At 71.6% G+C, this 13487-nt stretch carries 13 protein-coding genes; 7 read left to right on the plus strand and 6 right to left on the minus strand.

The genetic code is table 11. The annotated features are described in order from the left end of the window. Positions 1-139 precede the first annotated feature (139 nt). From FXO19_RS14235 to FXO19_RS14250, 4 genes are all read right to left on the minus strand, one after another. On the minus strand, positions 140-1504 hold the full coding sequence (locus FXO19_RS14235; RefSeq protein ID WP_149195779.1) for an O-antigen ligase family protein: 1365 nt from the start codon (positions 1502-1504) through the stop codon (positions 140-142). Further along, entirely contained in the window at positions 1482-2606 is a 1125-nt protein-coding gene (locus FXO19_RS14240; protein WP_255516444.1) for a glycosyltransferase, read from the minus strand. The genes FXO19_RS14235 and FXO19_RS14240 overlap by 23 nt, the downstream gene beginning before the upstream one ends. Before the next feature lie 22 nt (positions 2607-2628). Beyond that, a complete protein-coding gene (locus FXO19_RS14245) occupies positions 2629-2829 on the minus strand; it encodes a zinc-finger domain-containing protein (protein ID WP_149195780.1) in 201 nt (66 codons plus the stop codon). A gap of 71 nt (positions 2830-2900) precedes the next feature. Next, positions 2901-3329: a hypothetical protein gene (locus tag FXO19_RS14250; RefSeq protein ID WP_149195781.1), complete on the minus strand. Its 429-nt coding sequence runs from the start codon at positions 3327-3329 to the stop codon at positions 2901-2903. A gap of 508 nt (positions 3330-3837) precedes the next feature. Between FXO19_RS14250 and FXO19_RS14255 the strand changes: the two genes are divergently transcribed. The 5 genes from FXO19_RS14255 (at position 3838) to FXO19_RS14275 (ending at position 8888) form a co-directional block, all read left to right on the plus strand. Further along, positions 3838-5082 carry an efflux RND transporter periplasmic adaptor subunit gene (locus tag FXO19_RS14255; RefSeq protein WP_149195782.1) on the plus strand — a complete coding sequence of 415 codons (1245 nt, stop codon included), beginning with the start codon at positions 3838-3840 and terminating at the stop codon, positions 5080-5082. Positions 5083-5248: 166 nt separating this feature from the next. After that, the gene (locus FXO19_RS14260; protein WP_149195783.1) at positions 5249-5941 is read left to right on the plus strand and encodes an ABC transporter ATP-binding protein; all 693 of its coding nucleotides are present in this window, start codon (positions 5249-5251) and stop codon (positions 5939-5941) included. Positions 5942-6050: 109 nt separating this feature from the next. Continuing rightward, complete coding sequence (locus tag FXO19_RS14265) at positions 6051-7217, plus strand: ABC transporter permease (RefSeq protein WP_149195784.1); 1167 nt, start codon at positions 6051-6053, stop codon at positions 7215-7217. A gap of 13 nt (positions 7218-7230) precedes the next feature. Beyond that, a complete protein-coding gene (locus tag FXO19_RS14270; protein WP_187775801.1) occupies positions 7231-8556 on the plus strand; it encodes an ABC transporter permease in 1326 nt (441 codons plus the stop codon). Then, positions 8553-8888 (plus strand): hypothetical protein, encoded by a 336-nt coding sequence (locus FXO19_RS14275; RefSeq protein ID WP_149195785.1) that lies wholly within the window; start codon positions 8553-8555, stop codon positions 8886-8888. Before FXO19_RS14270 ends, FXO19_RS14275 begins: the two co-directional genes overlap by 4 nt. 28 nt (positions 8889-8916) lie before the next feature. Here FXO19_RS14275 and FXO19_RS19625 read toward each other — a convergent pair whose 3' ends face one another. Together FXO19_RS19625 and FXO19_RS19630 are read right to left on the minus strand one after the other, a co-directional pair. Beyond that, the gene (locus FXO19_RS19625; RefSeq protein ID WP_149195786.1) at positions 8917-9534 is read right to left on the minus strand and encodes a nucleotidyltransferase family protein; all 618 of its coding nucleotides are present in this window, start codon (positions 9532-9534) and stop codon (positions 8917-8919) included. After that, positions 9531-10496, minus strand: a complete 966-nt coding sequence (locus tag FXO19_RS19630; RefSeq protein WP_149195787.1) for an XdhC family protein — start codon at positions 10494-10496, stop codon at positions 9531-9533. Before FXO19_RS19630 ends, FXO19_RS19625 begins: the two co-directional genes overlap by 4 nt. 202 nt (positions 10497-10698) lie before the next feature. On the opposite strand from FXO19_RS19630, the gene FXO19_RS14290 reads away from it, so the two are divergent. Next, a complete protein-coding gene (locus tag FXO19_RS14290; protein ID WP_149195788.1) occupies positions 10699-11154 on the plus strand; it encodes a (2Fe-2S)-binding protein in 456 nt (151 codons plus the stop codon). A gap of 136 nt (positions 11155-11290) precedes the next feature. Then, positions 11291-13477, plus strand: coding sequence for a xanthine dehydrogenase family protein molybdopterin-binding subunit (locus tag FXO19_RS14295; protein WP_255516445.1), 2187 nt, complete (start codon positions 11291-11293; stop codon positions 13475-13477). The last annotated feature ends 10 nt before the right edge of the window (positions 13478-13487 follow it).

The following is a 13487-nucleotide window of genomic DNA, read 5'->3' on the forward strand; positions in this document are numbered from 1 at the left end:
CGTAGGAGCGCGCCATGCGCGCGATACCGCGGGCATTGCGCCGCCCGCGAATTCCGGTGACCGGCGCGCCTGCCGGTCCGGAATCGCGGCATCCACCGGATCCTGCGAGCACCCGCGGTATCGCGCGCGTGGCGCGCTCCTACGTGCTACCGGCCGGCTTCCCGCCTTCCATTGCCGATTCCCGATTCCCGATTCCCGGCTCTTCCCGCGCCAGCAGGCTCCCTGCATACAGCGCCGCCAGCATCAGCGTCAGTCCACCCCAGAACGTCGAATAGAACGCCAGGTGCGTGTTGAGCGGGAACACCGTCACTGCCAGCGCCAGCATCGCCGGTCGCGCGCGGTCGCGCGCCTCGGCGTCTGCGTAGCGCCAGGCGCGCCAGGCCAGCGCGGCGCCGGCCAGCCACAGCAGCAGGCCGAGGCCGCCGGTTTCGCTGAGGATCTCCAGCACGATCTGGTGCGCATGCAGCGCCGGGCCTTCGCCCCAGACCGCGATCTTGCCGGCATGCGGATCGCACGTCGGGAAGGCCTCGCGGAAGCCGCGCGCGCCGACGCCGTTGACCGGCCGTTCGCCGGCCATGCACAGCGCCGCGCCCCAGATGCGCATGCGTCCGGACAGGGCCATGTCGACGCCGGACTCGTCCGCGGTCGCCATCTGCGCGGTGCGCTCGATCCGGTCGCGCACCTGCGGCGAGGCCAGGGTGAGCAGCGCGACCGTGACGATGCCGAAGACGAACACGCCGCCGAGCCGTTTCCAGCCCAGCAACCGCCAGCCCGAGAACAGCAGCACCAGGGCGAAAGTGAGCCACGAGGCACGCGCGCCCGCGAGCAGGATCACCAGCCCCAGCGACACCGCGGCCAGGATCCAGCCGCCGGCCCCGAAGCGGCGCCCGGCCGCGTACAGCACGAACGGCGACAGGCTGGCCAGCACCAGGCCGATCTTGAGATTGCAGGGGCCGAGCACGCCGCTGAGGCGATCGACCGCGGCGACGTCCTCGGCGCTGCACATCGGCCGGCCGCTGATCAGCTGCTTGGCGGCATCGATGCCGAAGAACAGCGGGCTGGTGCCGAAGAAGGCCTCGGCCAATCCGTCCAGGGTCCAGATGCCGAGGATCACCGCCAGTCCGCCGAAGGTGATGCCGCGCCCGCGCCGGTCGGCCACCGCCGAGGCGACCAGCCACAGGAACGGCAGGTAGCGCAGGTCGACCAGCGACTCGCGCAGCGCGCGGCTGCCGTCGACCGCACCGACCGACGAGAACAGTTCCGGCAGCCAGTAGGCGAAGAACAGCACGCTGGTCAGCGCCCAGGCCTGCACGCTGAGCAGCGCGGTGCCGTTGGCGAAGCGCGCCATCAGCAGCCGCACGATCGCCACCAGTGCGCCGAGCACCATCACCCCCTCGGCATAGCCCGGCGCCGGCCACAGCGCGACGAAGGCCAGCACCCAGTGCGGTGCCCAGCGCCAGCCGGGTGCGGCGGGATTGCGGTCAGCGGCGATCGAGTTCGGCATAGACGGCGAGCGTGGCGGCCTGCATGGCGGCGAGGGTGTAGGGCATCGTAGCGGGAAGGGCCGGCGCCTGCGCGCGCAGCGCGCGCGCGGCATCGGCGAGCGCGGCGGTGTCGAACGGCGCCACCGCGCCCCGCGGCTGCAGTTCGCGCAACAGTTCGCCGACGCCGCCATGGTCCCAGCCGAGCACCGGGCGGCCGACCGACAGGGCTTCGATCACGGTACGTCCGAACGCCTCGGGCTTGCGCGACAGCTGCAGCACCAGGTCGGCGGCGGCGTAGGCCTCGACGATCGCGGCCGTCGGCGGCGTGATCGCCAGCGCATCGGCGACGCCGGCGCGCGCGGCCTCGGCCTCGAGTTCGGCGACGTAGCGCTCGCGTCCGGCCTCGCGTGCGCCGGGCATCCACAGGCGTGCATCGACGCCGTCCGCGCGCAGCGCAGCGAGCAGCGCCACGGCGTCGGCATGGCCCTTCAACCGAGTGCCGCGCCCGGGCAGCAGCAGCAACGGGCCGTCGCCGGCCAGCCGTGGGTGCTGCGCGGCCACGCGCGCGCGCGCCGCGCGATCAGGGAATGCGTGCCGCGGGAACGACTCCGGATCGATGCCGCGCGGCACCACCCGCAGGCGCGCGACCTCGGTGTCCGGGTAGTGCCGCAGCACGTAGTCGCGCACCGTCCGCGACACACAGATCACGCGCTCGCCGCGGACCATGATCGCGCTGTAGCGCGAGGGCGAGTTCAACCCGTGGACCGTGGTGACGAAGTGCGGCCGGTCGGTTTCCGGCATGCCGCGCAGCGCGCGCCAGCCCAGCCAGGCCGGCAGGCGCGAACGCGCGTGCACGATGTCGGCGCCGGAGGCCGCGAACAGCCGCCGCAGCGCACCAGTGTGGCGCAGGGTCAGCAGCGACTTGCGGCCGATGTCGAGCGCGACGTGCTCGGCGCCGGTCGCCCGCAGCGTCGGCAGCAGGCGGCCACCGGCCGACACCACCAGCGCGCGGTGCCCGGCGCGCACCAGGGCGTCCGCGATCTCGATGGTGGAACGTTCGACGCCGCCGGACACGAGCGCCGGCAGCAGCTGGACCACGGTGAGTCCGGAATGCGTCGGCACCGGCGCGCTGGCCCCGGCCGGCTCAGTCGAGCAGGACGAAGTGCGCGCCGCAGTACGGGCAGTCGGACTCGCCGCCCTCGGCCTCGATCGGCAGGTACACGCGCGGGTGCGAGTTCCACAGCGCCATCGCCGGCAGCGGGCAGCTCAGCGGCAGGTCGCCGCGGCGGACTTCGTAACGCCGCTGGGCGTTGGCTTGCTCGGGACTGGCTTCGGCTGCGGACATGGCGGGAGACCGGGTGGGACAGGCCGCCAGTTTACCGCCCCGCGCCATGACTGCGGCGTATCGCCGCCGCGTCAGCGCAGCCAGCCGCGCGCCGCCGCGCGGCGCGCATACCAGAGCAGGAACCCGGCGATGACGACGATCAGCAGCGCCATCGGCAGTCCCGAGGCGCCGGACGCCACCCAGGCCGGGGTCAGCGCATAGACGCCGGCCATCTGCACCACCACCGCCAGCAGCGAGACGGCGAACATCGCCACCGCCCAGCGCCGGCGCAGCAGCAGGGCGAGTGCGCCCAGCACGCCGCCGAACACCGCCACCCCGTATGGAATGTCCAGCCAGGCCGGCATCGCCGCATAGACCTGCTGCTGTTCGGGTGGCAGCGCCGCGATCTGCTCCGGGCCCAGGTTGGTCTGCAGGAAGAACATCGCCACGCCGATCAGGTTCCAGACCAGCGCGACCGCCCCCACGACCCAATGCGTGGTCGGTACCTTCGTCGTGTCCATGCTCCCTCCCCGGATTTGCCTGGCGACGGCGTCGAGGCTACTCCCGGTCCGTGTGCGCAGCCAGTGCCTGTTGGCGGGCCAGACCGCCAACAGGCACTGGGGCCGCCCTTCTGCCGCGCCGGCCCTGCTGGTACTTCCGGAAGCGCTTCCATCGAGCGCTCCTGGGCAACCGCCAGGGTGGCGCTCCAGCTGGAAAGAAGAAGTCGTGGCGAACGCGACGAGCACCGCGCGTGGCGCGCAACCGGCGCGCACCGCTACGCCAGCAGCGTAGCCACGCTGTTTCGTCGCTTGCCCTCGTGGCCGGATGGCGCCATCCTCGGCGCCGGGGTCCCGATACCGGCAGTCGCCGACGTCGGGAAACGCAGGTGACAATCGTCAGGTGATGACAGGCGGGATCCGCGCCAATCTGCGCCGGGGCCGTCCTCTCCAATCCTCATGTGACTTCCGGCCACTGTTCGTGGCACCGCCGGCCGTCACACTCGCACCGGATCGTCCGTCCCGGGTACGCATGAACAATCAGAACAACCAAGCCGACCTGCTCAAGGAACTGCGCATCGACCGCAGGCCCGGTCCGCCGCCGTCGCGGCGCGGCCTCTGGATCGCGATTGCCGTGGTCGTCGCCCTGCTCCTGGCCGCACTCGCTGCCTGGGCGCTGTTCGGCCGCGACCGCGGGATCGAGGTGCGCACCACGCAGGTCGTGGCCACCGGCGGCGGCACGGCGTCCGCCTCGGTGCTCGACGCCAGCGGCTACGTGGTCGCGCGGCGCATGGCCACGGTTTCGGCCAAGATCACCGGCCGCGTGCGCGAAGTGCTGATCGAGGAAGGCATGGCCGTGGAGGAAGGCCAGGTCATGGCCACGCTCGACCCGATCGACGCCGACGCCCAGCGCAGCCTTTCCGCCGCGCAGCTCGCCGCCGCGCGTACCCAGGTCGGCAACGTGCAGGCGCAGCTGAAGGAAGCCGAGGCCAATGCGCGCCGGCTGGAATCGCTGGTGCAGCAACAGCTGGTCTCGCGTGCGCAGTACGAGCAGGCGGTGGCGGAACGCGATTCGTTGCGTGCGCAGCTGGCCTCGGCGCAGCGCAACGTCGAAGTCGCCGGCGACCAGCTCAAGATCTCCGACATCGGCGTCGACAACACCGTCGTGCGCGCGCCGTTCGCCGGCATGGTGGTGGCGAAGGCGGCGCAGCCGGGCGAGATCGTCTCGCCGCTGTCGGCCGGCGGCGGCTTCACCCGCACCGGGATCGGCACCGTGGTCGACATGGATTCGCTGGAGATCGAGGTCGACGTCGGCGAGGCCTACATCGGCCGGGTCGAGCCGAAGATGCCGGTCGAGGCGACGCTCAATGCCTATCCGGACTGGAAGATCCCGGCCGAGGTGATCGCCATCGTGCCCACCGCCGACCGCGGCAAGGCCACGGTGAAGGTGCGCGTGGCGCTGAAGGAGAAGGATCCGCGGATCGTGCCGGACATGGGCGTCAACGTGAGCTTCCTCGAGACCGAACGCTCGGCCGACGAGCGCGCGCCGCAGGAGGTCCGCGTGCCCGCCGACGCGATCGTGCAGCGCGACGGCGCCGACGTCGCGTTCGTCGTCGGCGGCGGCGATCCGGCCGTCGTCGAGCGCCGTGCGGTGAAGCCCGGGCGCGCGGTCGGCGACGACCGGCAGGTGCTGTCCGGACTGAGCGCCGGCGAAACCGTGGTGCTGGCGCCGCCGGCCGAGCTGGAGGACGGCGGCCGGGTACGGGTGCTGCAATGAGCGTGCGTCGAAATCGCCGTTCCCCGTTCGTCGAGGAGCAGAAACGGGTGGAAAGGAGTGAGAAACGAGAGCAAGCAGGAGCAAATGCATTCTCTCGCTTCTCACTCCTTTCCACTCACTCCTCGCCCCATCCGACAACCGTCCTGACCGACACGAGGTAACAGCCATGGCATCCCTGGTATCGACCCGCAACCTCACCAAAACCTACCAGCGCGGCCCGGAGAAGATCGAGGTGCTGCACGGCATCGACCTCGAGATCGCCAAGGGCGACTTCATCGCGCTGATGGGCCCGTCCGGCTCGGGCAAGAGCACCCTGCTCAACCTGATCGGCGGCCTGGACAACCCGACCTCCGGCGAGATCGAGGTCGACGGCGCCCGCATCGACACCATGGGCGCCGGCCAGCTGGCGCAGTGGCGCAGCGACCACGTCGGCTTCGTATTCCAGTTCTACAACCTGATGCCGATGCTCAGCGCGCAGCGCAATGTCGAGCTGCCGCTGCTGCTGACGAGCCTGGGCGGCGCGCAGCGCAAGCGCAACGCCGAGGTCGCACTGACCCTGGTCGGGCTTGCCGACCGCAGTTCGCACCGCCCCAACGAGCTCTCCGGCGGCCAACAGCAGCGCGTGGCGATCGCGCGCGCGATCGTCTCCGATCCGACGCTGCTGATCTGCGACGAGCCCACCGGCGACCTCGACCGTCACTCGGCCGAGGAGATCCTGGGCCTGCTGCAGACGCTCAACCGCGAGCACGGCAAGACCATCGTCATGGTCACCCATGACCCGAAGGCGGCGGAATATGCCACCCACACCATGCACCTGGACAAGGGCACGCTGGTGGAGCAGGTGCGGCATGCCGCCTAGGGCAAGAAGTGAGAAACGAGGAGTGGGAAACGAGTAGGCGCAGCGCACCGCTTTCTCTCTTTTCTCACTCCTCTCCACTCGTTTCTGCGTACTTGAAGAGGTGTCGAACATGAAATACCTGCCCCTGATCTGGGCCGAGCTGTTCCGGCGCAAGACGCGGACGATCCTGACCCTGCTGTCGATCCTGGCGGCGTTCCTGCTGTTCGGCCTGCTCAACGGCGTGCGCGACAGCTTCGCCCAGGCCGGGCAGAGCGCGGCCGGCGCCGAGCGCCTGCAGACCGGCTCGCGCCTGTCCTTCATCCAGGCGCTGCCGATGGCGCTGCACGCGCGCATCGCCCAGGTCGACGGCGTGGAGGCGGTGACCTACGCCAACTGGTTCGGCGGCGCCTACCAGGACCCGCGCAACCAGATCTTCAGCTTTGCGGTGGCGCCGAATTACCTCGACCTGTACCCGGAAATCGCGGTCGACCCGAAGCAGCGCGAGGCCTTCAACAACACCCGCACCGGCATTCTGGTCGGCGAGGGGCTGATGCAGCGCTTCGGCTGGGAGGTCGGACAGCGCATCCCGCTGCAATCGACCATCTTCCCCAATCGCGACGGCAGCAAGAACTGGGAGTTCGACATCGTTGGAGTAATGAGCGCCACCGACAAGAAGAGCGGCGGCTGGTACGACCAGATGCTGTTGCTGCAGTGGAAGTACTTCGACGAGTCCACGCCCTACAACCAGGGCCAGGCCGGTTGGTACGTCAGCCGCGTGTCGGACGTCGACCAGGCCGACCGCGTGGCCAAGGCGATCGATGCGCTGTCGGCCAACTCCCCCCACGAGACCAAGACCATGACCGAGCAGGCGGCGACTGCGTCGTGGATGAAGCAGATGGCCGACATCGGCCTGATCGTCGGCTCGATCATGGGCGCGGTGTTCTTCACCCTGCTGTTGCTGACCGGCAACACCATGGCGCAGGCGGTGCGCGAGCGCATCCCGGAACTGGCGGTGCTCAAGACCATCGGCTTCCGCGACGGCAGCGTGCTCGGCCTGGTGCTCGCCGAATCGGTCGTCCTGGTGCTGATCGGCGGGGTGCTCGGACTGGGACTGGCGGCGGTGCTCGGACCGATGGTCAGCGCCGGTTCCGGCGGCGTGATCAGCCTGCCGCCGATGAGCGCCGGCAGCTGGCTGCTGGGACTGGGGCTGATGATCGCCATCGGACTGCTGGTGGGATTGCTGCCGGCGCTGCGCGCGATGCGGCTGAACATCGTCGATGCATTGGCCGGACGCTGACGGAGAGACCGACATGAGCAAGTTGAAATCGTTTCTCGGCGGCCTCGGCCTGCTGCTGGTGGTGGTGCTCGGCATCGCCGCCTGGCTGGCCCTGCCGTGGCCCGCGCTGCTGGGCGCGGCGGTGCTGTTCGCGCTGTGGATGGCGCTCACCCGGCGCGGCCGCCAGGCCGGGTCGGTGACCCAGGTCGGGGTCAGCACGATCCGCCAGCGCCTCGGCGCCTCGTCGGTGATCGTGATCGGCATCGCCGGCGTGGTGGCGGTGCTGGTGGCGCTGCTGGCGATGGCGGAAGGCTATCGCGAGACCCTGCGCAAGAGCGGCAGCGAGGACACCGCGATCGTGATGCGCGGCGCCTCGGCGGCCGAGGTGATGTCGACGCTGGATCGCGCCTCGGTGGTGGTGGTCGAGCAGGCGCCGGGCGTGGCCCGCGACGCCGGCGGACGGCCGATCGCCTCGGCGGAACTGGTGGTGGCGGCCAACCTGCCGATCAAGGACGGCGGCCCGGACGAGGACGGCAGCGTGCAGCTGCGCGGCGTCGGCGAGCGCGCCTGGGACGTGCGCCCGAACGTGGAGATCGTCGAGGGCCGCCGGTTCGAGCCGGGCAAGCGCGAGATCGTGGCCGGCCTGGGCGCGCGCCGCCAGTTCGCCGATCTCGACGTCGGCAAGCAGATCCGCCTGGGCAGCGACCTGTGGACCGTGGCCGGCCTCTTCCGCTCCGGCGATGCCATGGAGTCGGAGCTGTGGGCCGATGCCGAGATCGTCGCCGCGACCTATCGCCGCGGCAGCTCGCGCACCTCGGTCACCGTCAAGCTCGACGGCGCCGATGCGTTCGAGCCGTTCAAGGCGGCGTTGGCTGCCGATCCGCGCGTCGACGTCGACGCCAGCACCACGCTCGAGTATTTCAGCAAGCAGTCCGAGGGCATGACCAAGGTGATCCGCATCATCGGCATGGTGGTCGGCTCGATCATGGCGATCGGCGCGGTGTTCGGCGCGCTCAACACCATGTTCGCGACCGTGGCCACGCGTGCGCGCGAGATCGCGACGCTGCGCGCGATCGGCTTTCGCAGCGTGCCGGTGGTGGTGGCGGTGATGCTGGAGACGATGCTGCTGGCGCTGCTCGGCGGGCTGCTCGGCGGACTGCTGGCGTGGCTGGTGTTCAACGGCTATACCGCTTCGACCATCGCCGGCGGCGTCGGCCAGCTGACGTTCCAGTTCGACGTCTCGCCGGCGGTGCTGTGGACCGGGCTGAAGTGGGCACTGGCGATCGGCTTCGTCGGCGGCCTGTTCCCGGCGCTGCGGGCGGCGCGGCTGCCGGTGACGACGGCGCTGCGGGCGGCGTGAACGCGGCGTCGCCGGGCGATCCGGTCGCGCCCGAGGCACTGCGGCGCCTGTCCGGGCGCGAGCTCGAAGCGCTGTACGCCGATCTGCACCGGCGCGTGTTCGCGTGCTACGACGAAGGCGAGCGGGCGGCCGAGGCCGGCTGTGTCGACCGCGACACCGCGACCGCGCGCGCGCAGGCGCGGGCCGCGCCGCTGATCGAGCAGGCGCGCGCGGTGCACGCCGAACGCGTGGCGCGTTTGCGCCGGCGTGCGCGCCGCTGGTGGATCGCCACGGTGGTGGTGGCGATCGCCGGTTGCGGCACGATCGCCTGGCTGCTGCTGGCACGGGGTTGAGCGGCGCGGGGCCCGCACATCCCGACGGCTATCGCGCCGGCTCCACCGGATCCACCCAGCCCGCCTCGACCGCTGCCTGCAGCTGTTCCGGCGTATCGATGTCGAACGGCAGCCCGGACGCCTCGAGCCGGCCCAGGTCCGCCTGCGGCAATCCGCGCAGCACGCCACGCAGCCCCTGGTCGCCGTGCAGCCCGGCGGCCTGCCGCAGCAGCGGCATGGGCACGACGGCCGGAATGCCGGCCAGGTCGCCGTGCACGGTCGCGGCACAGCCGGACGCAGCCCCGTGCGCCAGCGCCAGCAGCGCTTCCAGGTGGGACCTTTCCAGTGCGGGTTGATCGCAGCCCAGCATCAGGCAATTGCCCGCAGCCGCCGCCAGCGCATCGGCGGCCACCCGCAGGCTCGCCGAGAGCCCCTGTTCCCAGTCCGGATTGACGACGGTCGCCACGGGCAACCCGCGCAGCGCCACGACCATCGCCTCGGCGCCGGCGCCCAGGACCACCAGCACCCGCGTGGGCGAAGTTTCCAGCGCCAGCCGCGCGGCACGACACAGCAACGGCTCGCCCGCGCGCGTCAGCAGTTGCTTGGGTCGGCCCAGCCGTCGGCTGCCGCCGGCCGCCAGCACCACCGCGACATGCGGCGTGCTCACGGCGCCCCGCCGCCGCGCCAGGCCTGCAGCTGCGCGGCGATGCTCAGCGCGATCGCCTCCGGCCCGTGCCCGCCGAGGTCCAGGCCGACCGGCGAGTGCAGCCGCGGTGCGAGCGCCGCGCGCGCCGACGCCGGCAGCACCCGGAACAGGTCCTCGCGCCGACGCACCGGCCCGAGCAGGCCGATGAAGGGAACGGCGCCGCCGGCGAGCGCCGCCAACGCCGCACGATCGAGTTCGAAGTTGTGCTGCATCACCAGCGCCGCCGCGTACGGGGCCGCGTCCGGATCGGCCACGGCCGTCTCCGCGTCGCCCTCGATCACCCGGTCGGCCAGCTGTGCCTGCGCACGCCAGCGCTCGCGCCGTTCGACCACCGTGGTCATCCAGCCGAGCCGGCGCAGCAGCGGCAGCAGGCCGGCCGACTCCGGCCCGGCGCCGAACAGCAGTACGCGTGGCGGCGCCGCGATTGGCAGCAGGCACGGCAACGGCGGCAATGTCGACGCCGTCGCGGACACCGGCAGTCGCCAGCGAAGGCACCGGCCGCCGATCGCGGCGGCAACGACGCCGGCCGCCTCGATCGTCAGCTGCAGCGCGGCGCCCTGCAGCCAGTCGCGCACCACCTCGTCCCATCCCGCCAGACCGCGCAACGGCAGCAATGCCAGGTGCAGGCGGCCACGGCAGCCGAGCGCCGAGCCCGAGAACAGGTCCTCGTCGTCGCGCGTGTCCACGTCCATCCATGCCACCTGCCCGGTGGCCGCCGCCGCGCGGGCCTTGACCGCGATCTCCGGTTCCAGGCAGCCGCCGCTGAGCCAACCGACCTGCGTATCACCGGCACCGAACAGCGCCATCGCCCCGGCGCGCACGTAGGTCGAGCCCTCGGTGGCGACGACGACGGCCAGCGCGGCGGCTTCCCGGTGCCGCAGTGCTGCAAGTGACGCCTCCATCACCATGCGTTGTTCGGACATGCCACTCCCATGCGCATCGGCCGCGACGGCCGTCGAAGTTGCGAACAAACTGCCCGAGTCCATCGCCGTCGTCAGGCCGCCAAGGCCAGACCACGACGATCGGGCACGAGTTCCGGACGATCGTGCAAGCAAACGCGGTGCAAACGACCGCCGGCAGCGGTAACGTGCCTGAACATCCCAGCCGCCGCCAGGGGAAAGACCGATGCAACTTCACGTCAACGGTTCCGAGCGCGAGATCGACGCGCCCGCCGACATGCCCCTGCTCTGGGTCCTGCGCGACCTGATGGGCCTGACCGGCACCAAGTACGGCTGCGGCATCGCCCAGTGCGGCGCCTGCACCGTGCATGTCGACGGCGCACCGCTGCGCGCCTGCGTCACGCCGGTGGCGGCGGTGGCGGGCAAGCGCATCACCACCATCGAGGGCCTGTCGGAGGACGGCAGCCATCCCGTGCAGCAGGCCTGGGCGGAAATCGACGTGGTGCAGTGCGGCTACTGCCAGTCCGGGCAGATCATGTCCGCGGCCGCATTGCTGGCCGCGGTGCCCAGCCCCAGCGACGGCGACATCGACCAGGCACTGTCCGGCAACCTGTGCCGCTGCGGGACCTACCAGCGCATCCGTGCCGCGGTGCACCGCGCAGCGGAATTGAGCAAGGGCTGATGCGACCGGTGGAAGCGTAGAGCGGCGCTTGCTCCACTGCTCCCGGCTCCGGAGCCTGCGCACCGGGCAAGCTCGGCTCTACAAGACACCGGTTGCGGACGATGCCTTTTCCTTCACCTCCTGACGGAGACCTGCCGTGAATACCGCGACCGATGCTTCCCGCCGCAGATTCCTCAAGACCGGCGCCGTACTCGGCGGCGGTCTGGTGGTCGCCATCGCCCTGCCCGGCGCCAGGCGACTGGCAATGGCGCAGGAGGCCGCCGCCACGGGCGCCACGACCTTCGCGCCGAACGCGTTCCTGCGCATCGGCAGCGACGACCGCATCACCGTGCTGCTGGCGCATTCGGAAATGGGCCAGGGCGTGTGGACCACCCTGCCGCTGCTGATCGCCGAGGAGCTCGATGCCGACTGGTCGACGATCCGGGTGGAACACGCGCCGGCCGCGCCGGCCTATGCGCACACCGCGATGGGGATCCAGATGACGGGCGGCTCGACCAGCACCTGGTCGGAGTTCGACCGCTACCGCCAGGCCGGCGCGCTGGCGCGCGCGCTGCTGGTGCAGGCCGCGGCGCAGCGGTTCGGCGTGCCGGCCGAGCGCGTGCGCACCGAGAACGGCGAGCTGATCGCCGGCGACCGCCGCCTGCGCTACGGCGAGGTCGCGGCGGCCGCGGCGGAACTGCCGGCGCCGGCGTCGGTGCCGCTCAAGGATCCCAAGCAGTGGACCCGCATCGGCCAGCCGACCCGGCGCCTGGACACGCCCGAGAAGATCACCGGCCGCGCGATCTTCGGCATCGACGTGCAGTTCGAGGGCCTGCTGACCGCGGTGGTCGCGCGGGCGCCGGTCTTTGGCGCACGGCTGGCATCCTTCGACGACAGCGACGCGCGTGCGGTGCCGGGCGTGCGCGACGTGGTGCAGGTGCCGAGCGGCGTGGCCGTGGTCGCCGATCACTTCTGGGCCGCCAAGCGCGGCCGCGATGCCCTGCGCCTGCAATGGCAGCCCGGCGACGGCGCCGCCGTCGACAGCGACGCGCTGCTCGACGACTACCGCCGGCTGGCGGAGACCGAAGGCGCGGTCGCGGCCAGCGCCGGCGACGCCGGCGCGGCACTGGAATCCGCCGCACGGGTCGTCGAGGCCGAATACACCGTGCCCTATCTCGCGCACGCGGCGATGGAACCGCTCAACTGCACGGTGCGCCTCGGCGCCGATCTCTGCGAGGTTTGGACCGGCACCCAGTTCCAGACCCTGGACCTGCAGGTCGCACAGGAGGTCACCGGGCTCGAGGCGGAGCAGATCCGCATCCACACCACTTTCCTCGGTGGCGCGTTCGGTCGCCGCGCCACGCCGACCTGTGATTTCGTGCGCGAGGCGCTGCACGTGGCCAAGGCCGCGGGACGGCCGGTCAAGACGGTCTGGACGCGCGAGGACGATACGCGCGGCGGCTATTACCGGCCGGCGTTCCTGCACCGGGCGCGGGTCGGGCTGGACGCGGCCGGGCGGCCGATGGCTTGGCGGCACACGATCGTCGGCCAGTCGATCCTCGGCGGAACGCCGTTCGCGGCGATGATCGAGAACGGCATCGACAACGCCTCGGTCGAAGGCGCGTCCGATTCGCCCTACCTGCGCGACGTGCCCGACCATCGCGTCGAACTGCACTCGCCGACCAACCCGGTGCCGGTGCTGTGGTGGCGCTCGGTCGGCCACACCCACACCGGCTTCGCCATGGAGAGCCTGGTCGATGAACTGGCGCACGCCGCCGGCCGCGACCCGGTCGAGTACCGGCGCGACCTGCTGAAGGACCATCCGCGCCACCTGGCGGCGCTCGAGCTCGCGGTCGAACATGCCGACTGGACGGGCCCGTTGCCCGAAGGCCGCGCCCGTGGCGTGGCGGTGCACGAATCGTTCGGCAGCTTCGTGGCGCAGGTGGCCGAGGTCTCCGTCGACGACGGCCGCATCCGCGTGCATCGCGTGGTCTGCGCCATCGACTGCGGCGTGGCAGTCAATCCCGATGGCGTCCGCGCGCAGATGGAGTCGGGCATCGTCTTCGGACTGGGCGCGGCGCTGCACGGCACCCTGACCCTGCGCGAGGGCCGGGTGCAGGAATCCAACTACCACGACTACCGGGTGCTGCGCCTGGACGAGATGCCGCGGGTCGAGGTGCACATCGTGCCCGGCACCGGAAAGATGGGCGGCGCCGGCGAGCCCGGCACGCCACCGATCGCGCCCGCGGTCGCCAATGCCGTGTTCGCGCTCACCGGACAGCGCCTGCGCGAACTGCCGTTGCGGCCCACCACCGTGCCCGCCACTTCCGCGTCGCAGACCTGAGGAGACGACG

The sequence above is a fragment of the Luteimonas suaedae genome (assembly GCF_008312895.1).
Lineage (GTDB): Bacteria > Pseudomonadota > Gammaproteobacteria > Xanthomonadales > Xanthomonadaceae > Luteimonas > Luteimonas suaedae.